Source organism: Corynebacterium sp. KPL2734, assembly GCF_040225595.1.
GTDB lineage: Bacteria > Actinomycetota > Actinomycetes > Mycobacteriales > Mycobacteriaceae > Corynebacterium > Corynebacterium rhinophilum.
This window is the reverse complement of the sequence record NZ_JBEHFO010000023.1, coordinates 1-24,602: the sequence shown is the minus strand read 5'-3', so window position 1 is coordinate 24,602 and position 24,602 is coordinate 1. Positions and strand designations below refer to the sequence as shown.

Here is a 24,602-nt window from a genome sequence, read left to right as displayed (position 1 = left end):
ACAGTGGTAGAGGAGGGGGCATCGGCAGGCGCGGGTGCCTTGGGGGATTCAGCGGTAGCGGTAGCTGAAGCCGCACGGTGGCGCACTGGGGTGCCCAAAAAGGCCTTGGGGCGGGGTTCTGGAAGGGTGCCCTTGTCATCCAGGGAAATGGAGTTGCGCAGCATGGTGGCCACGTCGTTGACCTGTGTGGTGGGGGTGGACTCGGCGGCCAGAGACTTCACGCCGCCGGTCATCATGACATTGCAGAACGGGCAGCCAGTGGCGATTTCCTCGGCGCCGGTCTCCAGTGCCTGCTCCGTGCGGAACTCATTGATGCGAGAACCCAACTTTTCTTCCATGAACATGCGCGCGCCGCCGGCGCCACAGCAGAAGGCTTCATCGCGGGACTTGTCCATCTCGCGCAGCTCGACGCCCGTGGCCTCGAGAAGCTCGCGCGGGGGATCGAAGACCTTATTGTGCCGGCCTAAGAAGCACGGATCGTGATAGGTGATGGGCTTGCGGTTTTCCGGGGTGCGCGGAACCGGCTGCAGCAGCTTTTCGCGCACCAAGCGGTTGAGCAGCTGCGTGTGGTGGAAGACATCGAAATGCCCGTCAAAGTCCGGGTACTCATTGCGGATGGTATTAAAGCAGTGTGGGCAGGTCGTGATGATTTTCCGCTGGCCTTCCGGCACGCCCTCGAAAGCGTTGTTGAGTGTTTCAACGTTTTGTTGCGCCATCATTTGGAACAAGAACTCATTGCCGGCGCGGCGGGCGGGGTCGCCGGTGCAGGTCTCACCCGTAGAAAGCACGCCGAACTTTACGCCGGCGGTATGGAGAAGATCCACGACGGCGCGGGTGGTGCGGCGGCCATTGTCATCATAAGCGCCGGCGCAGCCTACCCAGAGAAGGTATTCCATATCGGAGAAGTCCGCGGCATCCTCGCCAATGATGGGTACCTCGATGCCATCGGCACGCGCCTCATCAATCCAGGCGCGGCGCTCGGAATTATTGCGGCCCCAGGGGTTGCCCTTGGTCTCCATGTTCTTAAATAGGCCGGTAAGCTCCGATGGGAAATCGGATTCTGCCAAGACCTTGAAGCGGCGCAGGTCTGCAATATGGTCAATGTGCTCGATATCGGTGGGGCACTGATCCACGCAGGCACCGCAGTTGGTGCAGGACCACAGGACATCATCGTCGATGACGCCAGCCATCGAGAGCACATCGAGGCCCTCGTGCGGGTTGTAATTATCTAGCGCGCCTTGGCGCAAGTCCATCATGACCTTTTTGGGGCTGAGCGGCTTATCGGTATTCCAGGCCGGGCACAGCTCTTGGCAGCGGCCGCACTCGGTGCACGCGGTTGAATCCAGCAGCATCTTCCAGCTGCCAGGGGTGATGTCTTCTTCCAAGTCCGGGGTGGGCAGGGATTTGAGCGCCTTTTCCCCAGAGGTATTGCGCTGGAAAAAGATATTGAAAAACGCCATGAAGCGGTGCCACATGACACCCCACTGGAATTTGCGGGAAATAAAGAAGATGAAAAGGAGCCCGGATAGCAGCTTGACCAAGGCGAAGAAGCTGACCAGTGCCGGGGATTCGGGCAGTGCCTTAGCTAAGTGAATAGTCAAGAAATCCGCGACTGCGGAACCGCCACCAAAAGCTGCGATTTTGGAGGCTTTGACCAAGAGCATGCTGAGGCCCTCGATGAAAACGATGGCCTCCACCCAGCGGGCCGCTGCCGTTTGGGAGTTGAAAAAGCGGCTGCCGCGCTCGGTATCGCCTAGTTTCAGGCGCACGCCGATGAGGAAGCAGATGCCCAGCACCGTGCCGATGCCAAGTACTTCTTCCACAAAGTGAAACACCGGCCAGGTGCTTAAGCCGGGCCACCCTTTATCCGGGGCGAAGGTTTGAATATAGGCCTCAAACCACACCAGGATGCCGAATAAGAAGCCCACCATGACCGCCCAGTGGGCGGCATTGACCAATGGTTTTCCCTTGAAGTGGGTGTGGCCGAAGACCTCTGCCAGCACGCGCCCGAGGCGTTTTACGGGGCTATTGGTGCGCTCTAGTTGGGTTGGCCCGCCCGAGCGGATGAACTTAATGAGCGCGCCTATGCGGGCGAAAAAGTATAGCCACACCGGAATCGATGTGGCTATAGCAATCCAACCGGACACGGTTGTCATTCGTGCTCCTTCACTACTAATGCTCCACGTTGTTATCTACCTTAAGGCCTCAAGGTGCAATCGTGGGAGTCAGTATTCAGTAACTATGAGTGAAGGGGTAAAGGCCTTAGTAGTGGAAACCGCCTTCAGCTTCCGCCTTCTCAAAGGCGCGGGTAGCAATAGGAACCATGCGTGCTTTACGCGGAAGGACGGAGAAGACGCCACGGACGGCGCGGGAGAAGATCTTGAGCTTGCGCTCATCCTTCTTGGTCCACTCCCAGCCAAGCTTGTTGCGCAGCTTGTCCGGAATCATGCCGATAGCAACCCACAACAGCAGGCGGGATGCGTAAGGTGCAATGGGCTTCCACAGCCAGTTGGGCACCTTAGGATCTGGGGTGTCGAGGGTGAGGCCGTTGATGATGCGGGAGCGCTCGATGGTTTCGCTGATATCGAGGGTATCGATCATGTTGTCCACGTACTCTTCAAACTCAGCGTACGTCTTTGGCGCATCGTCGGGCTCTGCAACCTCGTAAAAGGTGTACCAGGTACGGGTCTCCTGGAAGAGCTGCTCGCGCTCCTCTGGGGTCAGAGGATCCATGAAGTTGCCGGCCAGCTGGTACGGCATAGCAGCGAAGGTGGCGTGTGCCCAGTAGTAAACATCCGGGTTCAGCGGGTGGTAGCGGCTTCCATCTGGGTGGGTGCCCTTGATGTCCTTGTGGAAGTCACGAATCATGACGCCAACTTCTGGGCCTTCGTAGATCGTGCGGATGATCGGGAAGGCGGAGCGAACCAAGCGCGCAACCTCGTTATCGAAAACGTTGGAGTGCTGCACTAGAGACCGGCTGATGTCACGCTGGGCAATCTGCAAAAGACCAGCAGACAGTGCGACGAATGCGGAGCGCCAGTCACCAAAGCGCTGCCACAGGATGGAATCTGGACCCAGCTCAGGCAGGTTATCGGTGTTGTTATCTGCAGTCTGGGTGTGCTTGTCGTTTACAGTGCTTTCAGGATTGCTCAGAGTAGTCATTATGCCTCCTTAAGGGCAGTAGCGGACTTTTGATGTTTCTGGCGTTCGGACGAGGCGGACTCAGGGGCGTAGTTGGATGCTCGCTTGAAATCATGGGCCGGTGCATCGAACCCTGCGAGCACTTCGCGGATTCCGCGTACAGTGCCGGGCTGAACCAACCATTTATCGTGCTTGACGGTTAGTTCGCCTGGTCCACGAATTTCGAGCTGGCGGACGTAGCGGCGGCAGTGATCGGCGCGGGCTTCGATGACAGCTAGTGGGCGACGCTTGAGGTAAGAGTCGCGCGGGGTGGGGCCGTCAACAAAGAGGGCATTAGGCAGCCCAAATACCTCTACACCGTGGTGGAGGTACATGTCATCGACGCTGGCCTTTGACCGTCCCGGTACGGAAATCCACGGGGATTCCTCGCCGGTGGCGCGAATTAACACATCGAAAGCTTGGGTTTCCTGACCGGAATCACCGAGGTAGGAGATTTCCCATTTGCCTTCTGCTCGGTCGAACTCGGCACCAGTAACGGCGGTGGAACCGCGGAACTCGGCGCCACTGGCAGCAACAGCCTCTTCAAGGTGGCGTACTACAGAAGCTGGCGAGCCATCAGTTTTGGTGAGACGGAGGTACGGGGTACGGAAGTGGTACTTCCGGGAAACCTCAGTGGCTTCAGCGGAATTGAAGTGGCCGCCGATGTATGGTTCTTGTTCAAAAAGAACGGTGTCGAATCCAGAGAATGCGCATTCAGAAGCCGCGGCGCATCCGGCTACTCCGGCACCAACCACTGCGACAGTCGGTCGGCGGTATGGCTTGAACATACTGTTCCTTTCGAGTTTCACAGGGCGCTTACTGGCCGCTGTGTGTTGTGCAATTTATCTTCCCAGAGGACACAATTCGTGAATATGTTGTGATAGTACACACATACCCATTGAACGTGAAGTGAGTTACTGAATTTAAAAGGTGACTGGTTATGCTGCGCAGCGCCTAGGGGAGGAAGCGCAAGGTTTTTCCTAAGCGCAACGCGGAGCTCAGCAGGGTGCCGTAGTACTTATTGGGAAGCCAACTTGGTCCGCGCATCGGCATGATCCTTTGCGAGGAGATATTCTTCGCTTCCGTATATTTGGTCAGCCCCTCGTGGCCATGGCGGCGGCCAACGCCAGACTCCTTGACGCCACCCAACGGGGTGGAAATTGAGGCCCACGTGGAGGCGTAGCCGTCATTGATGGTCACGCTGCCTGCATCGATTTTCTCAGCGATGCCTTGCGCGGTTTCGGGCTGGCCGAATACAGAGGAGTTCAGACCGTAGGGCAATTTATTAGCCTGCTCGATGGCCTCTTCGACATCGCGCACGCGTTGCACATACACCACGGGGCCAAAGACCTCTTGCTCTGCAAGCTCGGTGCCTTCTGCCAAATCAGTGAGAACCGTGGGTTCAAAGTGGTAGGGGCCGATATCCGGGCGGGGCTTGCCGCCGGTAATAACGGTGGCACCCTTATCTACGGCATCGTCGACAAAGTGCTGCACCACATCTAGTTGGTTTTGGCCGATGAGTGAACCCATCGTGTAGTCCCAGTTCAAACCGGAACCAAGTTTGATGGATTCGGTTGCCCGGCGGAATGCGGTAATGAATTGATCGAAGATGGCATCGGGGACGTAGATGCGTTCAATCGACACACACAGCTGGCCTGAATTGGAAAAGCAGGCGGTAGCGATGGTGTCAATATGCTTGTCGATGTCCGCATCCGGCGCGATGATCATCGGGTTCTTGCCACCCAGTTCTGCGGAGTATCCGACGAGGCGCTCGCCTACGGTGGCGCCCAAAATCTTGCCGGTCTTGGTGGAACCGGTAAACATCAGGTAATCGCAGCGTTCGGAGATGGCTGAGCCAACGACTCGACCGGAGCCGGTAATGATCTGCAGCAAATCCTTCGGCAGTCCTGCTTCCTTCAAGAGGTAGAGGGAAATCAGGTTAGAAAACGGGGTGGATCCATCGGGCTTGGCCACAACGCCATTGCCGGCAAGTAGTGCCGCAACGGCATCGGAAATGCCCAATGCTAATGGATAGTTCCACGGGCTGATTTGTCCCACAACACCCTTAGGAACTCGCTGCAAGTGAGTTTTGGTGATGAGTGGAAATGCGCCCGGCTGCTTCTGGGTGGCCAATAGCTTTGGCGCATTATTTGAGTAATAACGCGCGTTATTTAGTACATCGAGTACCTCATCAAAGGCGGCCGTGCGGTCCTTGCCGGTTTCCAATTGGATGAAATCCGCCAGCAGCTCGCGGTGTTTAGCCACGAGGTGGTGGAAGCGCTTCATTACCTTTACGCGCTGTTTAACGTCGGTATCGGCCCATGCCTTTTGGGCCTGACGCGAACGGCGGAAAGCCTCATCTACGTCTTCTTCGGAACCTACTCCAACCCAGCCTAATTCTTCTTCAAATAAGGGGGAGTGGACCGCTTTGCGTTCGCCTTTATCCAGCGAACCGGTGGAGTAGTTAGTGGTGAGATGTTGTAGCTCAGTTAGTAATTGCTGTGGCAAGGGCCGTTCTTGTAGACGGCGTGGTAAAGACATGTAATGCACGCTCCAGAAAGATCAATGAAAAGGTTCGTGAGCTAAAAAGCTCACGAACAATAAGGAAGCCGGTGTGATTTAGAACGGGCAGCCGGCTGCACGGCGTGCGGCTACTGCATCATCGGAATCCGGCTTGTCGGTAGATTCCGCGGTGGCAGCAGAGTCCTTAGCCTGGGTGGCGTTGTAGCCTTGGATCTTCTTCGGCTCCTTGTACTTGCCCTCGATCATCCCGTTCTTGATCATCAAGGAACGACCCGGCTCCATGTAGCGCTTGTCCTCTGGGAGGTGGTCCATGATGAAGCGAACGGACTTGGCGATGCGGTCGAAGCGCTTTTGGTCGCGCTTGGTCCACTTCAGCTCCAAGATGTCGCGGTACTTCTGCGGCAGGGTAGCCACAGTCAACCAGATAGCGCTGCGCATAATGGGCTTCCAGATAACCTTCCATACGGCCTCTGGAACGCCTTCCGGAGCCTTGACCGGCTCTACGCGTGCGGTGCGCAGTGCGAAGTCAACGGTCTGGTTGCGCTCAAGCACGGTGTCTGCCATCTCATCCATGTACTTGATCAAGTCATCGTAGTTATCAATGACCGGGCGCTCAGACATGCCGTACTTATCCCACCAAGTCACGCCCTCGCGAACGATTTGGTCGCGCTCTTCCTTGGTGAACGGGGTACCGAAGAGCTCTTGGGCGTAGATAACGCGGTAGACGAAGGTAGCGTGTGCCCAGTAGTAAGTCTCTGGGTTCAAGGAGTGGTAACGCTCGCCATTTTGCAGCGTGCCCTTAATAGTGACGTGGTAGTCGCGAATGCGCTCACCGATGTCCCCATCATCGTAGATGGACTCAATAATCTGCGGCGTAGAGCGCTGCAGGCGGGCGAAAGGTTCGTCGAAGAACTTCGAGTGGTCCAAAAGGGACTGACCAATCGCGGGGTGCATATTCTGCAAAATGCCGGTGTAGCCACGCAGCAGCTGCAGGCGGTTATCCGAGCCCCACTTCCACAACAGGGAATCCGGGCCCAAAGGAGCGCGGCGCAGTTCGCGCTTTTCTTCCTTCTTATCCTGAGCGTTTACTTCTTCTGCACCGGACTGAGGGGAATCAATGTGGGTATTTTCTTCGTTTGCCTGTGTATTTTCGGGTTTCAGTGAGTTGGACAATTCGACCCTCCTTAGTCGATAAAATCTGTTGGTTGTGTAGCGTAACACACACCGGTGCACACCTATTACATGGCGCACAAATTTGGGGGTGCAACTTTGTGCGCTGCAGGTTTAGTGGGGGATCGGAAGTTGACAACGGCAGGGGGTGCGATAATCTTCATTAAACATATGATCTGGACTACACCGTTGCGGGCGTATTTAATTGCACCCCTTTTTGTGTGATGTGTCTCAGGTAGTGTTAACGTGTGTTCAAGCTCATTTGATCAGTGGATTGCGTAGGTCTATTACTCATCCTCGGCCTGTAGATCTCTGGCCGCGGTAAAGAGTGGGCTGAAAAATTCACCGTAGACGGGGGATGCCGCTAAAACAGGCAGGGACCCCGCCTTTTCAATTCCACAGAAAGGTTCCTTCATGGGCAGGATTAGTATTCCAAAGTTTGCAACCGCACTGACTGCCGGGCTTGCAGCTTTTGGTGTAACAGGTTTTGCGGTAGCCCAAGGCGGCTTGACCGCTAATATCGCACTTTCAGGAACCTTCTTTAAGGTGAACATGAGCCACCTGGAGGGCGAAGGACTGTCGATCTTCGTTGATAGGGACAAGATGGGAGAAGAAACCATCCCCGCCGCGCGCTTGAAGTTTGAGCACGCTGTGGCTTCCAACTTGTGCCTGTCCGCCAACCTTCCTGATGTCCCAGGGATTGGCGAGACCACCTTCGCCCTCCGTGCGAATGGTGATGACAGTGTGGAGGTAGAGAACCTCTTGGTTGGTGCTACCGACATTAAGGGTCAGCTGGATCTGACGAATGCCAACGTGGGTATTGATGCCAGCCAGGTCAATGACAAGGCTGATCCAGGTTCGTGGGGATTGTACGCGCAGAAGGTGACCCTGAGCGCGGATGATATTCGCACGACCTCGGTGGGAGCAGAAAGGCTCGCTGCCTCTGGTGTGAATGTGACGGTGAAGAGGGGAAGCAACAACAATGGCTGCTAAGTCTTCTGATGATGAGACTTTGCGCATGCCTGCGGTGAACGAAACCGGTACCGATAACGGCGAAGCTGCACGCAGCGCCCAAGATTCCTCCCAAGAGCCGGCCAGACATGCCGCTGGCGAGGCCGCCGCTGGCACCGATCACACTAGTGCTGCGGAGACGAAGGCCGACGGCACCGCTGATGCTGGTGCTGAAGCAACGGCTGCGGCGGAAAGCGATGGAGAGAACTCATCGCAGTCGGTAGCGGATGCGGTAAAAAGTGCTAATGAACCGCAGGATTCCGCAGCGAATAACAAAAATGACAAAGCCGTGACCCGAGTGGCCCCTAAAGAAAGCTGGTGGCAGCGGTTTAAACACTGGCGCAAGCGTTGTCCGTTCGCGGGTGGCTTATTGCTCATCTTGTCCGGCATCGCCATCGCAGCGCCGGCTTATATTACTGTGCGCATTTCTGATCTGTTGGTCATGATTTCCACGGTGTCTGGCGTTTCGACGCTCCTTATTGGTGCGGCACTAATCATGTTCGGCTTTGGATCTTGGTTTAGGCAGGAGACATCGTCTTACCTGGGTGTTTTAGCCATCTTGGTAGCAATCATCGCGCTTCCCACCACAAATCTGGGTGGCTTCGTAATAGGCAGCCTTTTGGGCATTATCGGTGGTGCGCTCGCATTTGCCTGGCAGCCACAGGATCGCCAGAAGTCCCCTAAGAAGCACAAGAAGAAGAAAAAGTCCCAGGCCAAAGAACTGGCGGTTTCAGCATGAAGCTATTCAGGCTGAGCTCACTACCGCGTCGTCGCTCTGCTCGTGTGGTAAAAGGTAGTGCGCTTGCAGTGCTCTGCGCTTTTACAGCGGTGTGTGCGGTGAACCAACCTGAGGAAACCCGTGCGCAGGAAGGCTTGGCCTTAGCGCAATCTGAACTCAGCACGGTGACTGCTGATAATGTCACCCTGACTGGAAACGTAAGCGCCTCGCTTATCACTGTGCCTACAGCACAGGGTGAACAACGAGCGCTGAAGCTCGTAGGTGACAAGTTGGCCGCGCGAAACCTGGCGTTGACCCTGCCCGCAGCTATGGGACAAGGCAAGCTAACCACTGGTGACGTGGAAACCACCGTCACGGACGGGCCGGTCACCGTCCTGACCACTGGACTGCAGACAACACCCGCGGTGGTGGATCACCCCACCATCCCGGTAAACGTCGATTTATCCAACGGCGATCTCAACGCGGTGCTTGATCAATTGGGCGTTCCTGACCCGCACGTGGTGCCCGATGCTCCTATCCCGAACGTTCTGATGGAGCACATTTCGCTGCAAGATGTCACCATGGAGCTGGTCAACCTGCAGGGCGCTAATTTGCACGCCCCGCAAGTCCAGCTCAACGTGAAGTAACCACGCTGCAGCTTCCCTTTAAGCCTTGTTGAACTGCGATTGGTGCAGGCGCCAATAAGAGCCTTGGGCGCGCAGTAGTTCTTCGTGCGAGCCTTGCTCGACGATGCCCCCGTTTTCCATCACCAAGATCAGATCAGCATCCCGGATGGTGGACAAGCGGTGGGCAATGACGAAGGAGGTGCGCTCAGCGCGCAGGGCATTCATGGCGTCTTGGACGAGTACCTCGGTGCGGGTATCCACGGACGAGGTCGCCTCATCCAAGATGAGCAATGCGGGCTGGGCCAAAAAGGCGCGAGCGATGGTAATCAGCTGGCGCTCACCGGCGGAGATGGCGCCGCCATCTTGGTCGATGACGGTGTCATACCCCTCCGGCAGGGAGTGCACGAAGCGATCCACGTAGGTGGCTTTGGCCGCGGCGATGACCTCATCGTCCGTGGCATCAAGCCGGCCGTAGCGGATATTGTCCATGATGGTGCCCTCAAAGAGGACGGCATCTTGTAGCACCATGCCCACCTGGGAGCGCAGGGCGGTGCGGGGCATGTGGGCGGTATCGTGGCCATCGATAAGAATGCGCCCAGCATCGATGTCATAAAAGCGCATGAGCAGGTTGACCATGGTGGTCTTGCCCGCGCCGGTAGGGCCCACGATCGCCGCGGTTTGCCCCGGCTCCACGCGCAGGTTGAGCCCGGTAATAAGTTCCTTCTCCGGCGAATAGGAAAAGTCAACGTCCTGAAACTCCACGCGGCCGCGGGCTCGGCCGGCTAGCTCATCGCTGGTGTTCTCCAACGTTTGCTCTTCGGCGTCGAGGAACTCGAAGACGCGCTCGGCAGAGGCCACGCCGGATTGCACCTGTTGCATCATGCCGCCCAATTGGCCCAACGGCTGGTTAAATTCGCGGGAGTACTGGATAAAGGCGGTGGCCTGGCCCAGGGTCATCTGCCCGTTGGCCACGCGCAGGCCGCCGAGGACGGCGATGGCCACATAAGACAAGTAGGACACGAATTGCATGATGGGCATCATGATGCCGGAGAGGAATTGCGCCAGCGCGGAGGAGCGGAAGAGTTCGTCATTGCGCTCATCAAATTGGCGCGTCATATCCTCCGTGCGGCCAAAGACGATGCCCAGATCGTGGCCGGAGAAGGACTCTTCTACCTGACCATTGAGCTGGCCGGTAGCGCGCCACTGGGTTTTGAATTGGCGTTGCGAGCGTCCGCCAATGACCCCGATGATCAGCGCGGTCAGCGGCAGCGCCAAGAGTGCCACCAGGGCAAGCTGCCAAGAGATGCTAAACATCATCACGGTGATGCCCAGGATCATCAGGATATTATAAAACAGCTGGGAGAGTGCCTGTTGGAGGGCCTGTTGCACATTGTCGATGTCATTGGTGGTGCGCGAGAGGATATCGCCGCGCTGGTGGGAATCGAAGTAATTCAACGGCAGCGCATGCACCTTGGCCTCTACGCGCTGGCGCAGCTCGTAGACCGTGTCGACGGTCAGGCGGTTTAAGATGAGCCCTTGCCAGAGCTCGAAGGCGGCAGAGACGATGTACATCGCGATCACCGCGATGATAAGCGTGCCCAAGCGGGTAAAGTCGATGCCCTCGCCGGGAGTGAAGTCCATGCCGGAGGCCATATCGGCCACCTGATCCTGGCCCTGGGCGCGCATGCCGTCGATGGCTTGCTGCGCCGAGATACCAGATGGCAGCTCGCGGGAGATAACGCCGGAGAAGATGACGTCCATGGCATCGCCCAAGACCTTGGGTGCGAAGACCGCGAGGAAGACGCAGACTATGTTCATCGCCGCCACTACCGCTAGCAGCCGCTTATAGGGCATGAGAAGTAGTAGCAAGCGTTTAGCAGAGGGCCAGAAATTCTTGGCCTGGCGGGGCGCGGAACCGGACCATTCATCGGCGGCGACCTTGGCCTCAAGCTCCTGGAGCTCGGCGTCCTCAGCGGAGGAGTTGTGTGTGGTGTCCTTGGCCATTAGTGCTCTCCTCCAGCTACTCCGGCGGTTTCTTGGGATTCAACGATTTCCTGGTACACGCCCGAGGATTTCAGCAACTCAGTGTGGGTACCGCGGGCGACAATCCGTCCTTTATCGATGACCAAAATCTGATCGGCATCCTGGATGGAGGCCACGCGCTGGGCGACTATGATGGTGGTGACGTCCTCGCCGCGCTCGGCAAAAGACTTGTGCATGGCGGCGCGCACGTTGGCATCCGTAACCACATCCAGCGCGGAGAAGGAATCATCGAAGAGATAAATGCGCGGCTTAGCCACGAGCATGCGGGCAATGGAGAGGCGCTGGCGCTGCCCGCCCGATACATTGGTGCCGCCCTGTGCGATGGGCATGTCTAATTCATCGACGAAGTCCGCCTGCGCCACGCGCAGCGCCTCCCATAATTCATCATCGGTGGCCTCGGGGCGGCCCAACCGCAGATTGGAGGCCACCGTGCCACTAAAGAGGTAGGCCTTTTGCGGCACGAGCGAAACGCGGCTGACGATGTCCGGGCGGGAGAGGGAGGTTGTGGGAGTGGCATCGATAAGCACCTCGCCCGCGCTCGGGACGTACAGGCGCGGGATGAGGGAAAGCAGCGTGGTCTTGCCCGCGCCGGTAGAACCGATGATCGCGGTGGTGGTGCCGGGAGTGGCGGTAAAGGAAATATCCTCTAGCACTGGGGCATCCGCCCCGGCATAGGAGAAACTGACATTGCGAAATTCCACCGTGCCGGAATTGGTCGCCGGGGTGACGGTATCTTTCGGCGGGGTAATGGAAGGCTTGTGGCTTAAGACGCCGGTGATGCGGCGGGCACACACGAGGGCGCGCGGAAGCATCATCGCCATAAACGTGCCCATCATGACCGCGGCGAGGATTTGCAGCAGGTACTGCAGGAAAGCGGTGAGCCCGCCGACATCGACAAGCCCGGCATCCACGCGCTGGCCGCCAAACCACAGCACTGCGCCCGTGGCCACGTTCAAAATGACGGTGATAATCGGGAACATGAGGACAAAAAGCTGGCCGATTTTCAGCGAAAGCTGGGTAATGTCCTTATTGGCCTTGGTAAAGCGCTCAGTTTCATAAGCCTCGCGCACAAAGGCGCGCACGACGCGGATGCCGGTGATTTGCTCGCGCAAGGTGCCGTTGATGGTGTCCAATTTGTCCTGCATAGAACGAAAAAGCGGCATAAGCCGCGCGATGAGGACGGAGATGGTGCCGAGCAACACCGCGACAGAAACCCAGACCAACCAGGACAGTCCGGCGTCCTCGCGCATAGCCATGATGATGCCGCCTATGGACATAATGGGTGCTGTGACCATGAAGTTCAGCATCATCATGTAAACCATCTGCACCTGCTGCACGTCATTGGTGCCGCGGGTAATAAGCGTGGGCGTGCCGAACTCGCTCATATCTTCTGCGGAGAAGCTGGTGACCTTGCGGAAGACCTCGCTGCGCAAATCCCGGCCCACGCCCATGGCGGTGCGGCTGCCGAACCACACCGCGCCGATGGCGGTAATGACCTGGACAAAGGCCACGATGAGCATGATTCCGCCGGTGCGCCAGATATAGTCGATATCGCCCTTGGACACGCCTTCATCAATGATCTTGGCGTTCAAGGAGGGCAGATACAGGGTCGCTGCGGTGGACAGCGCCTGCAGGATAAGTACCGCTATGACGTAGAGCGTATAAGGCGCCGAGCGGGTGAAGAGGATTCGGACTAGATCCATAAACCTGCGCTTCTTTCGGGGTTGATAGGGGTTAGCCGCGCAAGTATATCTGGTTAGCGCACGCGGGGCGAACGATATTTATTTTTGGTACCTGCCCGTTCGGTACCTGCCCGCAAGGCCGAATCTAGACCAAGACGTGTGCCAGCTGTGCCTGAGCGATGACGCTGGTCCAGTCCTCAAAATCCGTGATTGGCGTGCACAGCCCCTCCCACGTGGTGACGGGAATGCCACGGGCTTTTAATTCCATGATGATGAGCTCACGGTCACCGTGGGCGGCCAACTGGTGGACCTCGTTATGGGTGATATCGCCGTCTACTCCCACGCGCACGTTTCCCAGTAGTCGAAGCCGCGGAGTAGTCCCCGGTGCGCACTCGTGCGGCACGGCCTCCTCCAGCACCCCAGCAAGCCCCGCGAACCGGCGCAGTAGACCGAACGGTGCAGTTTTTTCTGAGATGAGGTCTACGCACATACCGGCGCTTAGAAGTCTTTCCGTGGTGGATAAGGCGGCAGGGCCTTCTCCAATGATGGCAACACGCTGCATAAAAGTTCCTCCTCGGGCAAATCCGGTAGGCCCGCGATAGACTACATTGTCTATAAATCTAGTCAGCTTGGTTCAGAAATAAAACATTTTATTCTTCCCTTTGGCCAAGCTCAGCGCCGTTTCCGGAAAAACGTGCTGCGTCAGGTGCCAGGGTTGCCTAGTGTGTGAGCTCATGAACCCAACGACGAACCTGCTGGATGGCGGAAAGCCCTTCCGCGATCCCCACATCTCGCCCGAAGGCACGCGCGATACCGCGCCGCTTTCCACCGAGGTGGCCGCGCGCAATGAACAGCTAGTGGACAAATGGGCGGATAAGCTCGCCTACGAATCCGCAGAAAACATCACCGAGTGGGCCGCCGAGCACGCCCCTGGCCGGCTTGCGGTCACCATGTCCATGGAAAATACCGTGCTGGCAGAGCTCTCCCACCGCGCCGGGCTCGCAGCGGATCTCCTCTTCATCGATACCGGCTGGCACTTTCCAGAAACCCTCCAAGTGGCCGAAGAGGTGGATAAGCGCTACCCGGATCTCCCCCTTGTTCGCGTACTGCCGCTGCTGAGCCCCGAAGAGCAAGATGAGGTGTACGGCCCGCGCCTGTACGCGCGCGATACTGCCGCGTATAACCGCATGCGCAAGGTGGAGCCACTGAATATGGCCATGGACCCTTATGCCGGATGGGTCACGGGCCTGCGCCGGGCCGATTCCGAGCACCGCGCCCACGCCCCGGCGCTCAGCCTGGACCGCACTGGGCGGTTAAAGATTTCGCCGATTATCACTTGGAACTTGGACGATACCGATCAGTACATCGCAGATAATGACCTCATCATCCACCCGCTGACCCTGCAGGGATACCGGTCCATCGGCGATGCGCCGTTGACCTTCCCGGTTGGCGACGGTGAGGACGCCCGCTCCGGGCGAGTATTTGGAGATGGCAAGACAGAATGCGGGTTACACGAATAATGAGCACACTTTCCCCACACCTACAAGACCTAGAAAATGAATCCATCCACATCCTGCGCGAGGTTGCCGGGCAATTCGATAAGGTAGGCCTCCTCTTTTCCGGCGGCAAGGACTCCGTTGTCGTCTTCGAGCTGGCCCGTCGCGCCTTCGCCCCGGCCACGGTGCCTTTTGAATTGCTCCACGTGGATACCGGCCATAACTTCCCCGAGGTCATCAAATTCCGCGATGACCTGGTTGCGGAATCCGGCGCCCGCCTCCACGTCGCCCACGTTCAAGACTGGATCGATAGCGGCGAGCTGCAGGAACGGCCCGATGGCACGCGCAACCCGCTGCAGTCGGTGCCGCTGGTAGAGACCATCGCCAAGCGCGAGTACGACGCCGTGCTGGGCGGGGCCCGCCGCGATGAGGAGCGCGCCCGCGCCAAGGAACGCATCTTTTCTATCCGCGATTCCTTCGGCGGGTGGGACCCTCGCCGCCAGCGCCCCGAGCTGTGGGATCTGTACAACGGCGGCAAGATGGCCGGCGAAAACGTGCGTGTCTTTCCCATCTCCAACTGGACCGAATCCGATATTTGGGAATACATCGGCGCGCGCGAGCTTGAGCTGCCGCCCATTTATTATTCGCACCAGCGCGAGGTCTTCAACCGCGGCGGCATGTGGCTTTCCCCGGGCGAATGGGGCGGGCCGAAAGACAATGAACAGCTAGAAACCCGCACCGTGCGCTACCGCACCGTCGGCGATATGTCCTGCACCGGTGCCGTCGACTCCACCGCCTCCAGCCCGGATGAGGTGCTCGCGGAAATCTCCATTTCCACCCTGTCTGAGCGCGGTGCCACCCGCGCCGATGACAAACTTTCCGAATCCGCCATGGAAGACCGCAAGAAGGAAGGCTACTTCTGATGACGACTACCCTCGCGCCAAATGTCGGCGCCCTCAAACAGCGCGATACCCTGCGCTTATGCACCGCCGGCTCCGTTGATGACGGCAAATCCACCTTCGTCGGCCGCCTGCTCTATGACACCAAGTCCGTGCTCGCGGATCAGGTTGAGTCCATGGAGCGTTCCTCCTCCGATCGCGGTTTCGATGGCATGGATCTTTCCCTGCTTGTCGATGGCCTGCGTGCCGAGCGCGAGCAAGGCATCACCATCGACGTGGCCTACCGCTACTTCGCCACCGATAAGCGCACCTTCATCCTCGCCGATACCCCAGGCCACGTGCAGTACACCCGCAATACGGTTACCGGCATGTCCACCTCGCAGGTAGTGGTGCTGCTCATCGATGCCCGACACGGCGTCGTCGAACAAACCCGCCGCCACCTCAACGTGGCCGCGCTCCTGGGCGTGCGCCACGTCGTCCTCGCGGTAAACAAGATCGACCTCGTGGACTATGACGAGCAGGTCTTCCGCGATATCGAGGCCGAATTCCATAAGATTGCACAGCGCCTGGACATTACCGATACCACCGTCGTGCCCATTTCCGCGCTCAAGGGCGATAACGTGGTCGAGCGCTCTACCACCATGGACTGGTACACCGGCCTCACCGTCCTCGAGGTGCTTGAGACCATCCCCGTCGCCACCGGACGCGCCGATGAGCTGGACTTTCGCTTTCCCATCCAGTACGTCATCCGCGAACACGCCACCGATTACCGTGGCTACGCCGGCCGCGTGAAGGCCGGGTCCATCTCCGTGGGCGATACGGTGCACCTGCCCGAAGGCCGCACCAGCGCCGTCACCCAGATCGATACCGCCGACGGGCCAGCTTCCTCGGCCGCCGCCGGTGATTCAGTGACGCTACTGCTTGCCGATGACGTAGATCTCACCCGCGGCGATCTCCTCGCCGGCGCCCAGCGTCCCCCGGCCACCCGGGAATTCGCTGCCACGGTGGTAGGCCTTACCGAAAAGGACCTAAAGCCCGGCCAGATGCTCAAGTTGCGCTATGGTTCCTCCTTGGTCAAGGCCCGCATCGCTGCTCTTTCCCGCACCTTGGATCTCGATGGCATATCTGACGTTGATGATCCTGAGGCCGTTGTTATGAACGATATCGCCCATATCACCATCCAGACCCAGGCCGAACTGCCCGTGGAGGATTACGCCGCCCGCGGCGCCGTGGGAAATTTCCTGCTCATTGATCAATCCTCCGGCAATACCCTGGCCGCCGGCTTCGTAGGCCACCGCTTGCGCTAAGGCTCGTGCACCAAGCGCACAATCGTCTACAGCAACCGAGAAGCACGCGGTAGCTGTAGACATTTGTGGTGCGCACTTCATGAGAGCCATCGCTGAAAGGCAGAAGCCCCCTCTTAACAGGGATCGCTGAAGTCTCCGTTGTTATTTAGGGATCGGGCGTTGCCGCCGTACGCAGCCTTGAGTTCGCAGACTTTGTCCACGCTGTGGCCGGCGTCGAAGTAGATCGCATATGCTGTGCCTCCGTCGACTTGGCCGCGGAGAGAACTACAGGCATTGCCGGAAAGAATCTTGGAACCCGGGTATTTGTTTTGCACGCGTTGCGTCTCTGCTGACGGATCCTCGCCCACGGGAATGATGGCAGACTTGACGATCATGATGTAGCGGCCATCGCATGGATCATTCCCAGTGGATTGGCCTGAGCGGATCTGGGTCTCCGTTGTCGTCTTCGTCGCAGGTTCAGGTTTCTCTGCGGCTGCGTCCTCATCTTTGTTTTCCTCTTGAGACGTGGTGACGGGGACAAAGGCATCGGCGTCAGTGGAATCAGCAGAATCGCTGCTATTCGTGAACGCCCACGTGACACCGGCGGTGATTGCGATGATGGCAATGATTGCGAGGACGATCATCGCCAAGCGTGTGGCCTTGCCACTTTTCCCAGTATTACCTGTGGAATCTCCGGTAGGGGAAGAGGAATTCCACGGTTGGTGCTGAGAGGGATCCGGCTGACCCAAAGAATTATTATTAGTCAACGAGGGAGCTCCTTTGCATGAGTTCATCTTGGTCGAATTTGTAGCGCGACTTTCATTGCTTTATGGCCAATTAAAAAGTTGGGTTTCGGCACGGTGGGTGTCTCCTAGTAACTAGGCGGATTGTTACTAGCATGGCTCAATTTCCTCAATCAGATCCTCTGGTACATTTTCTTTCTCCAAGTTGCCGCGGGTATAGCAGGAAATTTCCGCTGGATGGATCATGCCATCCGGCCGCAGCCCATCCCAGCCGTTGCCGCTCCACTGGAAGAGCGAGAAATGCGAGGTGCCAGATTCGGCCACATAAAGCCAGCTGTCATCGCAATATAATTGGATGGGCCGATGGAGCTGGCTAATCGCTTCCCCGTAGTAAGTGCCGCATTTTTCTTCCGTAGAAGCAGGCTCTTCCTGCTTTTGCGGCGCAGGGTCGTCCGCGGTGGCGGTGGATTCAGTTTCCTTTGAACCGGGTGCATTCTTAGCGGAATATTGTTGTAAATCAGAAAATGCGGGCTCCGCGGCCTCATCGCTAGAGCTTGCCGGTCTATTAAAGGAAAAGGTCACTCCCGCCACCAAGGCAATAACAGCGATGATGGCGATGGTGATCATCGCGACCCGCTTGCCTTTACTTTCTTCGGTTCCTTCCTGGGCCTCTGCGCGCGGCCCAGCGTCCGGCGACGAGCTTGCTTGTGCGGCGGGGGATGATTCTGGTTCCTGCGAAGGGTTGTACTTACTCACGAGAGATTCCTTAGACTAAAGCGCAGCAGAAAATAGTGGGGATATGGGAAAGGGCTGTCCTTAAACCATAGCTGGGACATTGGGGCTTGTCGCTGGAATTCTGTAACTCGGGTGCCGCCGAAAACAGTGATGCCAGCGGTGCAGAAGGACAAGCATCTGTGCCGGCGAGTCCAGCGACCACGTGGGGTGCAGGTATTGTCGCAGGCATGGAAAATTTATCTGGACGAACATTATTCGTGGCGGCCGTGGACGCCGAAGCTGCGCACATTCCAGACGGCGAAGCGCTGCTCATTACCGGTATCGGCACGGTTCCAGCCGCGATTTGCCTGACCGAAGTATTGGCAGAGGCTCGCGCAAACGATGCTTTGCCTGAGCGCGTGGTCAATATCGGAACGGCGGGCGCGCTTGTCGATGGCATGGATGGCGTCTTCGAGATCAATAAAGCAACCAAGCACGATTTCAAGCTAGAAGTGCTGACCGATATCAGCCGTTACCTCCTGCCAGAATTCATCGAGCTGGAGACCTCCGGCGAGCTCCCGGCACGCGGGTTGGCCACCGGTGACATGTTTGTCTCTACTACCGCATTGCGCAATGAGCTGGTGAAAAAAGCCCAGCTATGCGATATGGAGGGCTATTCTATTGCCGCAACCTGCCAGCGCTTTGGTGTGCCCTGCACACTGCTGAAGCAGGTCTCCGATTCCGCTAATGAGGAATCAATGGGCACCTGGGCTCGCGTCTTGGACCGCAGCGCCCGCCAGTTGGCCGCTGCCGCGGCCGATTTAGGCTTCTTGCGCTAGCCGATGCCTCCATTGCCTTCCTCGCCGTCTCGCACGGCGGAGGAAGGGCGGATTCTTTAAGTCAGCGGGCTCATGGCCGCGAAAAGCTGCTTAACCTTCTTGCGAGGAGACTCTTCGAGGGGGCTCTCGGCGTCGCCTTCTTCGCCGGTGCGCTCGGCCTCGGGGTCTGTATTGTCCGCATCCTCAGCTTCGTCGTCTTTGGATACTGACTTGGATCCGGTGACGATTTCGATGTCATCGGGGGAAACCTCGCCGGCGCGCAGGGCGGCCATTTCTGCATGGTAGCGCAGGACAACGGCAATGGTCGCGGCGACTGGCACGGCGAGGAAAGCGCCAACGATGCCGGCCAGGGTGGAGCCCACGGTGATGGAGAGCAAGACGATGGCCGCGTGCAGGCCCATGGCCTTGGACTGCAGGATGGGCTGGAGGACGTTGCTTTCTACCTGCTGGACAATGATGATTAGCGCCAGCGCGAGCAGCGCATTGGTCAGGCCGTTGGATACCAAGGCGATGATGACAGCCAAGGCGCCGGCGGTGACCGCACCGATGATGGGGATAAAGCCGGCGAAGAAAGTGATGACGGCGATGACCAGTGCCAGTGGGACTTGGAGGACCCAGAGGCCGAGGCCGATGAAGACGGCATCGACAAGCGCGACTAGGGCTTGGGCCTGAATGAAGCCAGACAGCGTCTTCCACACGCGAGAGGTAAGTTCCGTGATGTGCCAGGCAGCGGAATTACCGGTATATTTGCGCAGCCAGGGCAGGAACCTATCGCCGTCTTTAATGATGAAGAAGGTGATAAAGAGCATGATAACGGTGGCTACCGCAATGGAGCTGGCCATGGAGAAACCAGAAAGCACGCCGGTGGCGATGGTGGAGGCCTGGCCCTTGGCAAAGCTCACGATGTCTTGAAAGACCGATTGCAGTTGGTCCACCTGAATATCCAGTGGGGAATCATTGACCATCTTGGTTAGCTGCATGATGCCGGCTTCGGCCTCATTAATAAGCACCTTGGACTGTGCGGTGACCATGGGCGCCATGGCAGCAAAGATGCCGCCGAAAATAACCACCAAGCCTAAAAGCGTCGTGACCGCTGCCAGTGTGCGGGGAAAGCCCTTAGAGCGCAGCCAAGCGCTAACTGGATAAAGCACTGTCGAGACCAAGATGGCGAGGATAACCGGCAGCAGGCCCACCCAAATAAAGCGCAGCAGGAACCCCGCCAAGCCCAATCCTGCCGCGATGAGGATGAAGCACACCGAAATCTTGGCCATGCTGCGGAAGTCCTTGGCCAGCACGGCGGACTTATTATCGCGATCGGCGGGATCTGCGGTGGCTACCTCCGCGCCCAACTGGGACTCATCGGGGGAAACCAGCGGCGCGGCATAGGGGTTCTTCGCGTCAGCCTTGCGATTGACGGAGTTTTGCTCGAGCGCCGACGGATACTGCGGGCGGTGCGCCGAGTTCTGGCCCGAGTGTTGCCCGGTGCCGTTAGGGGAGTGGTTATCTGGCGTAGTCATTCATCTACTATGCCACAGGAAACCACCTAGGGATAGCGCAGGAAAAGCAGAGAAAAAGATAGCGCCCCACCCAACTCCCAGCAAGAAAGCGGGAGAAGGTGGGGCGCTTATTCAATCTGCCGCGACGGGCAGCAATCGGCGTATTAGTCGCGCAGGTTGCCCACGTTGCGGATGATGCCGAAGCGGTGCATGGTCACGGAGACTGCCTGCTCGAGGAGGTAAGGCATGAGCTCACGGCGGCCATCGGCAAGCACGGGCTGGTCCAGTACCACGGAGTTGGAGCGCACCGCTGCCTCGTAGACGGAATCCGGTACGGTGCCGAGGGCACGCACGCGGGAGGACTCGTCATTGGCCACGGCGGCAGCGAAGGAACCATCAGAAATGGACTTCACGTCGAAGCCGAGCTCCTGCAGCTGGGCGGCAACCTCTGGGGCGGCGGAGATTTCCGTCTCGGTGCCGGTAATCCCGGAAGCCAGTACCTGGCGGGCGACATCGCGCAGCTTGTAGTCCTCGCCCACGCGGATGCGCAGCTTGGTTAGCAGCGGGCGGTAGCGGAAGCGGTTGGCTTCAGCGACCAGCGCGGTGCGGTCGTGGGTGCGGCCGAATTCCTCGAGCCACGCAATCCGGTCCAGCTCGGCAGAGCGCCAGAGCCATTCCAGATCGTCCTGGCTGAGCTCATCAGAAAGCTCATCGCGCAGGCGCTGCAGAATTTTTACGCTTGCTGGGGCGATATCCACGTCGCGCGGCTTGAGCTCGCCATCGGTCCAGGTGCCCATCTGGGCCACGTAGTTCGGGCCGCCGGCCTTCGCACCTGGGCCCATGACGGACTTCTTCCAGCCACCGAAGGACTGGCGCTGAACAATCGCGCCGGTAATGCCGCGGTTGACGTAGGCGTTGCCCACCTCAACGTTGTCGATCCAGTACTCGATTTCCTTGTCATCCAGGGAGTGGATGCCGCCGGTCAGGCCATAGCCGGTGCTGTTTTGCCAAGCAATGGCCTCTTCCAAGGTATCGGCGTACATGATGCCGAGGATGGGGCCGAAGCACTCATTCTTGTGGTACCAAGAGCCCGGCTGGACATTATCGCGAATACCCGGGGACCACAGGGTGCCCTCTTCGTTGAGCTTCTCCGGCTTCAGCAGCCACTTCTCGCCCGGCTCCAGCTGGGTCAGGCCGCGCAGCAGCTTCTCACTCGGCTTTTCAGCAAGGCCGTTCATCGTCGTGGTGATGTCATAGCCCGGACCAGGCTTCAAGGTCTTGACGGAATCCAGCAGCTGCTCGCGCATGCGCTTGGACTTGCCCGCAGCGCCGACGAAAATCACCAGCGAAGCGGCCGAACACTTCTGGCCGGAGTGGCCGAAGGCGGAGTTGTACAGGTCCTGGATGGCCAGGTCCGGGTCGGCGGCCGGGGTGATGACCAGCGCGTTCTTACCGGAGGTCTCTGCCATCAGGTTCATCTTGGGCTTCCAGGAGCGGAAGAGCGCGCCGGTATCGGATGCACCGGTCAAGATGATGTTGTCCACATCGTCGTGGGAAAGCAGGGCCTTGCCGGCATCGCCTTCATCAGTAAGCACCAGCTGCACCAGATCCGGGTCCAAGCCTTCTGCCTCCAAAGCGGTGCGGAAGGCCTCAACCACCATCTTGCCGCAGTGGACCACCTGGGGAGCAGGCTTGACGATGACCGCCGAGCCCGCCGCCAAGGAAGCTGCAATGCCGCCGGTAGGAATGGCGATGGGGAAGTTCCACGGCGGGGTCACCACGGTGACGGTGTGCGGGTGGAACTCGGAGTGTGCCTCTTCCAAGAAGCGAGCAGACTGGCCGTAGTAGGTGCAGAAGTCAATGGCTTCCGAGATCTCAGGGTCAGTCTGGGTGACCGTCTTATTTGCCTCATAAGCGGCTACGGAGATGAAGTCTCCGCGCTTGGCGGCAAGCTGGTCCGCGACGGCGTCCAGGGCTGCGGCGCGTTCTGCGGCGGGGCGCTTGCCCCATTCGGTGCCCAGCTCCTTGGCGCGGGCGACGTAGCTTTCAACAGCAGACGGGTCGGTAACCTCTTGGACGCCGTGCTCACCGGGGTCATTTGCAAGCGCACGCTTGGCCCAAGTGCGGTTCGGGGTAATTGCCGGGTCCGTATCAGGTTCGTTCCTGAAGCGACCTGAATCCGGTGCCTGACGCCCGGAATCCTCGAGGCGGTTCTGGGTGCGGCGCGATCCGGCGAAGGTATCCCAGCGCTTGGCAACGGCCTTGCGGAACGTCTCTTCCTGGCTTGCCAGCGGCTCCTCACCCGGGGCGAAGAGGGCGTAGAGGAAGTTCTGCGGCGCGGAGTTCTCCTCCAGGCGGCGCACCAGGTAGGACACGGCGACGTCAAAGTCATCCGCGTGCACCACCGGGGTGTAGAGAATCTGGCGGCCTTCGTAAACCTTGCGCGCCGCTGCCTGCTGCGCCGGGGACATGCCCTGCAGCATCTCAGAATCCAGCATGTGCAGCACGCCACGCTTTACACCCAGCTCGTAGGCCATGGCGATGGTGTACAGGTTGTGGCTGGCCACACCGATGCGGATGCAGTCTGCGAATTCCTCCTGCAGGATGTAATCCAGCAGACGGTAGTAGTTAGCGTCTACGTCTAGCTTATTGGTGTAGGTGGCCAGCGGCCAGTCGTGGACTTCGCTTTCAGCGGTTTCCATGGACAGGTTGGCACCCTTTACAATGCGCACCTTGACCTTGGCGCCGCCCTCTGCCACGCGCTGCTTGGCAAATTCCGCGATGTCCTGGAGGGCATCGAAGGTATCGGGCAGGTAAGCCTGCAACACGATTCCGGATTCCAGATTCTTGAACTCCGGCTCGCTCATCAGGCTCTTGAACAGGCGCAGCGTCAGGTGGAGGTCGTGGTATTCCTCCATGTCCATGTTGATAAAGACCTGTGGGTTGCGGCGTGCGGCTTCCTGGTAGAGCGGGCGCAGGCGGTCCTTCAGGCGCTCCACGGAACTGCCGATGTCCCAGTTATTCAGCTGCGCCACCATCGAGGACGCCTTGACGGATACGTAGGTCACGCGCGGGTTCTTGATGAGATCCAGCGTGCGGCGCGCGCGGGACTTTGCTTCCTCTTCACCGAGCACGGCCTCACCCAAAAGGTTGAGATTCAACTGCTCGCCGGAAGCAGCGGCCTTTTCCAGGGTGTCATTGAGCGCATCCGATTCCGCGTCCAGCACCAGGTGGCCAACCATCTTGCGCATGTATAGGCGCGCTACCGGCATGACCAGGTTAGGCAGGATCGGGCCGAAGAAACCGCCGGCGCCGACGAGTGCGCCATTGATGCTGCCCAAGAAGGAAGGATCGTACTGGGAAGAAATATCCTTCAGTGCCTTGGCCGCGACCTTGTCATCCTCTGGGCGCATGACGCGGTCAACGAAGTCCATGGTGAACTTCACGCCATTGTCATCGCGCAACAGCTCCGCGAGCTGCTCGGTGGCCTTGTCCTTTTCATCTGCGGTGGAATCGAGCCAGCCTTGCGCCCGCTTAATGGCGGCGGGCAGTACGGCCTCAACATCATCAGATAGTGGCGTGCGGGTGTATGCGGGAGAAGTCATGTGAAATTCAACCTCTTTTTCGAAACGTGTACTTCCAGGTTGGTGGCCAACCCACACCGCGGTGTGGCCTTTGTTCTGTGACTCTTAGCGCCGGGGGCAGAAGGTGGCTGGTAAGTCTATGGAAATTGGCAAGCATGCGAGCGATTAGGACTCCGCATACCTGGCAATGAGTGGAACACGCGGGATGCGCGCGCCGCTGCTCGGTGGTTTAAGCCAAGCGAATCAACAAGCCATAGTGCTATCGGTAGTGGGGACCGGGGGCCTGTCGCTATGGCGGCGGACGCGTGCCAAGTTGGTGTTCAACACTCACCTGCTTTCTACACTGTGGCGATGTGGAGCTAGGGGCAGGAAAGAAAGCCCAGTAGTGGTTTCCTATTCCGGTCCTAGTATGGGCATCACCGGCCGAATGTGGCCGATTGATGCGCGGGAAATGCTATGTAGTTGTCTGTGAAGTCAATTATAGGGTTGTCGATATAGTGATGCTAGTCTCGTTAGGGAAATCGGCCGTGGGGGTAAAAAGGTAAAAAATAAAACCCCAGCATGTGGGGTTTTGAGGGGGTGGGGCCACGAT

The 24,602-nt window shown here is 58.5% G+C and carries 20 protein-coding genes; 7 read left to right on the top strand and 13 right to left on the bottom strand.

All coding sequences use genetic code 11. The features are described 5' to 3' along the window. The 6 genes from ABRP88_RS10555 to ABRP88_RS10530 form a co-directional block, all read right to left on the bottom strand. The coding region (locus tag ABRP88_RS10555) for a (Fe-S)-binding protein (protein ID WP_349837168.1) at positions 1–2,156 on the bottom strand (2,156 nt) is incomplete at its 3' end. A gap of 106 nt (positions 2,157–2,262) precedes the next feature. Next, positions 2,263–3,162 (bottom strand): oxygenase MpaB family protein, encoded by a 900-nt coding sequence (locus tag ABRP88_RS10550; RefSeq protein WP_349837167.1) that lies wholly within the window; start codon positions 3,160–3,162, stop codon positions 2,263–2,265. Next, a complete protein-coding gene (locus ABRP88_RS10545; protein ID WP_349837166.1) occupies positions 3,162–3,968 on the bottom strand; it encodes an NAD(P)-binding protein in 807 nt (268 codons plus the stop codon). The genes ABRP88_RS10550 and ABRP88_RS10545 overlap by 1 nt, the downstream gene beginning before the upstream one ends. A 166-nt stretch (positions 3,969–4,134) precedes the next feature. Then, positions 4,135–5,721 (bottom strand): succinic semialdehyde dehydrogenase, encoded by a 1,587-nt coding sequence (locus tag ABRP88_RS10540; RefSeq protein WP_349837165.1) that lies wholly within the window; start codon positions 5,719–5,721, stop codon positions 4,135–4,137. Between the two features lie 78 nt (positions 5,722–5,799). Next, positions 5,800–6,876: an oxygenase MpaB family protein gene (locus tag ABRP88_RS10535; RefSeq protein ID WP_349837164.1), complete on the bottom strand. Its 1,077-nt coding sequence runs from the start codon at positions 6,874–6,876 to the stop codon at positions 5,800–5,802. Between the two features lie 284 nt (positions 6,877–7,160). Beyond that, entirely contained in the window at positions 7,161–7,427 is a 267-nt protein-coding gene (locus tag ABRP88_RS10530) for a hypothetical protein (protein WP_284783105.1), read from the bottom strand. On the opposite strand from ABRP88_RS10530, the gene ABRP88_RS10525 reads away from it, so the two are divergent. The 3 genes from ABRP88_RS10525 (at position 7,426) to ABRP88_RS10515 (ending at position 9,249) form a co-directional block, all read left to right on the top strand. Next, entirely contained in the window at positions 7,426–7,866 is a 441-nt protein-coding gene (locus ABRP88_RS10525) for a DUF6230 family protein (RefSeq protein WP_284783104.1), read from the top strand. The genes ABRP88_RS10530 and ABRP88_RS10525 overlap by 2 nt on opposite strands. Continuing rightward, positions 7,856–8,623 (top strand): DUF6114 domain-containing protein, encoded by a 768-nt coding sequence (locus ABRP88_RS10520; protein ID WP_349837163.1) that lies wholly within the window; start codon positions 7,856–7,858, stop codon positions 8,621–8,623. Before ABRP88_RS10525 ends, ABRP88_RS10520 begins: the two co-directional genes overlap by 11 nt. A 98-nt stretch (positions 8,624–8,721) precedes the next feature. Beyond that, the gene (locus tag ABRP88_RS10515) at positions 8,722–9,249 is read left to right on the top strand and encodes a hypothetical protein (RefSeq protein ID WP_284770407.1); all 528 of its coding nucleotides are present in this window, start codon (positions 8,722–8,724) and stop codon (positions 9,247–9,249) included. An 18-nt stretch (positions 9,250–9,267) separates the two neighbouring features. On the opposite strand, the gene ABRP88_RS10510 is transcribed toward ABRP88_RS10515, so the two are convergent. From ABRP88_RS10510 to ABRP88_RS10500, 3 genes are all read right to left on the bottom strand, one after another. Then, entirely contained in the window at positions 9,268–11,232 is a 1,965-nt protein-coding gene (locus ABRP88_RS10510; RefSeq protein ID WP_349837162.1) for an ABC transporter ATP-binding protein, read from the bottom strand. Continuing rightward, positions 11,232–12,974 carry an ABC transporter ATP-binding protein gene (locus ABRP88_RS10505; RefSeq protein ID WP_349837161.1) on the bottom strand — a complete coding sequence of 581 codons (1,743 nt, stop codon included), beginning with the start codon at positions 12,972–12,974 and terminating at the stop codon, positions 11,232–11,234. The genes ABRP88_RS10510 and ABRP88_RS10505 overlap by 1 nt, the downstream gene beginning before the upstream one ends. A gap of 124 nt (positions 12,975–13,098) precedes the next feature. Beyond that, complete coding sequence (locus ABRP88_RS10500) at positions 13,099–13,515, bottom strand: methylenetetrahydrofolate--tRNA-(uracil-5-)-methyltransferase (RefSeq protein ID WP_349837160.1); 417 nt, start codon at positions 13,513–13,515, stop codon at positions 13,099–13,101. Between the two features lie 172 nt (positions 13,516–13,687). Between ABRP88_RS10500 and ABRP88_RS10495 the strand changes: the two genes are divergently transcribed. Genes ABRP88_RS10495 through ABRP88_RS10485 form a run of 3 tightly spaced genes read left to right on the top strand, consistent with a single transcriptional unit; the run spans position 13,688 to position 16,655 of the window. Beyond that, the gene (locus ABRP88_RS10495) at positions 13,688–14,473 is read left to right on the top strand and encodes a phosphoadenylyl-sulfate reductase (RefSeq protein ID WP_284770411.1); all 786 of its coding nucleotides are present in this window, start codon (positions 13,688–13,690) and stop codon (positions 14,471–14,473) included. Further along, positions 14,473–15,372 (top strand): sulfate adenylyltransferase subunit CysD, encoded by a 900-nt coding sequence (cysD, locus tag ABRP88_RS10490; RefSeq protein ID WP_349837159.1) that lies wholly within the window; start codon positions 14,473–14,475, stop codon positions 15,370–15,372. The genes ABRP88_RS10495 and cysD overlap by 1 nt, the downstream gene beginning before the upstream one ends. Beyond that, entirely contained in the window at positions 15,372–16,655 is a 1,284-nt protein-coding gene (locus ABRP88_RS10485) for a sulfate adenylyltransferase subunit 1 (RefSeq protein WP_349837158.1), read from the top strand. The genes cysD and ABRP88_RS10485 overlap by 1 nt, the downstream gene beginning before the upstream one ends. 113 nt (positions 16,656–16,768) lie before the next feature. On the opposite strand, the gene ABRP88_RS10480 is transcribed toward ABRP88_RS10485, so the two are convergent. Next, entirely contained in the window at positions 16,769–17,401 is a 633-nt protein-coding gene (locus ABRP88_RS10480; RefSeq protein ID WP_349837157.1) for a hypothetical protein, read from the bottom strand. A 126-nt stretch (positions 17,402–17,527) separates the two neighbouring features. Beyond that, positions 17,528–18,133, bottom strand: coding sequence for a hypothetical protein (locus ABRP88_RS10475; RefSeq protein ID WP_349837156.1), 606 nt, complete (start codon positions 18,131–18,133; stop codon positions 17,528–17,530). A 206-nt stretch (positions 18,134–18,339) separates the two neighbouring features. Between ABRP88_RS10475 and ABRP88_RS10470 the strand changes: the two genes are divergently transcribed. After that, positions 18,340–18,930, top strand: coding sequence for a nucleosidase (locus ABRP88_RS10470; protein WP_349837155.1), 591 nt, complete (start codon positions 18,340–18,342; stop codon positions 18,928–18,930). Between the two features lie 56 nt (positions 18,931–18,986). Here ABRP88_RS10470 and ABRP88_RS10465 read toward each other — a convergent pair whose 3' ends face one another. Together ABRP88_RS10465 and ABRP88_RS10460 are read right to left on the bottom strand one after the other, a co-directional pair. Next, positions 18,987–20,447, bottom strand: a complete 1,461-nt coding sequence (locus ABRP88_RS10465) for an AI-2E family transporter (protein WP_349837154.1) — start codon at positions 20,445–20,447, stop codon at positions 18,987–18,989. A 143-nt stretch (positions 20,448–20,590) separates the two neighbouring features. Next, positions 20,591–24,031 (bottom strand): bifunctional proline dehydrogenase/L-glutamate gamma-semialdehyde dehydrogenase, encoded by a 3,441-nt coding sequence (locus ABRP88_RS10460; protein WP_349837153.1) that lies wholly within the window; start codon positions 24,029–24,031, stop codon positions 20,591–20,593. Between the last annotated feature and the right edge of the window lie 571 nt (positions 24,032–24,602).

Excerpts from the sequence above, each read along its gene's own strand:
- ABRP88_RS10550 (WP_349837167.1), bottom strand. The coding sequence starts at position 3,162 with ATGACTACTCTGAGCAATCCTGAAAGCACTGTAAACGACAAGCACACC.
- ABRP88_RS10545 (WP_349837166.1), bottom strand. The coding sequence starts at position 3,968 with ATGTTCAAGCCATACCGCCGACCGACTGTCGCAGTGGTTGGTGCCGGA.
- ABRP88_RS10540 (WP_349837165.1), bottom strand. The coding sequence starts at position 5,721 with ATGTCTTTACCACGCCGTCTACAAGAACGGCCCTTGCCACAGCAATTA.
- ABRP88_RS10525 (WP_284783104.1), top strand. The coding sequence starts at position 7,426 with ATGAGCCACCTGGAGGGCGAAGGACTGTCGATCTTCGTTGATAGGGAC.
- ABRP88_RS10530 (WP_284783105.1), bottom strand. The coding sequence starts at position 7,427 with ATGTTCACCTTAAAGAAGGTTCCTGAAAGTGCGATATTAGCGGTCAAG.
- ABRP88_RS10520 (WP_349837163.1), top strand. The coding sequence starts at position 7,856 with ATGGCTGCTAAGTCTTCTGATGATGAGACTTTGCGCATGCCTGCGGTG.
- ABRP88_RS10510 (WP_349837162.1), bottom strand. The coding sequence starts at position 11,232 with ATGGCCAAGGACACCACACACAACTCCTCCGCTGAGGACGCCGAGCTC.
- ABRP88_RS10505 (WP_349837161.1), bottom strand. The coding sequence starts at position 12,974 with ATGGATCTAGTCCGAATCCTCTTCACCCGCTCGGCGCCTTATACGCTC.
- ABRP88_RS10500 (WP_349837160.1), bottom strand. The coding sequence starts at position 13,515 with ATGCAGCGTGTTGCCATCATTGGAGAAGGCCCTGCCGCCTTATCCACC.
- ABRP88_RS10495 (WP_284770411.1), top strand. The coding sequence starts at position 13,688 with ATGAACCCAACGACGAACCTGCTGGATGGCGGAAAGCCCTTCCGCGAT.
- cysD (WP_349837159.1), top strand. The coding sequence starts at position 14,473 with ATGAGCACACTTTCCCCACACCTACAAGACCTAGAAAATGAATCCATC.
- ABRP88_RS10485 (WP_349837158.1), top strand. The coding sequence starts at position 15,372 with ATGACGACTACCCTCGCGCCAAATGTCGGCGCCCTCAAACAGCGCGAT.
- ABRP88_RS10470 (WP_349837155.1), top strand. The coding sequence starts at position 18,340 with ATGGAAAATTTATCTGGACGAACATTATTCGTGGCGGCCGTGGACGCC.
- ABRP88_RS10465 (WP_349837154.1), bottom strand. The coding sequence starts at position 20,447 with ATGACTACGCCAGATAACCACTCCCCTAACGGCACCGGGCAACACTCG.
- ABRP88_RS10460 (WP_349837153.1), bottom strand. The coding sequence starts at position 24,031 with ATGACTTCTCCCGCATACACCCGCACGCCACTATCTGATGATGTTGAG.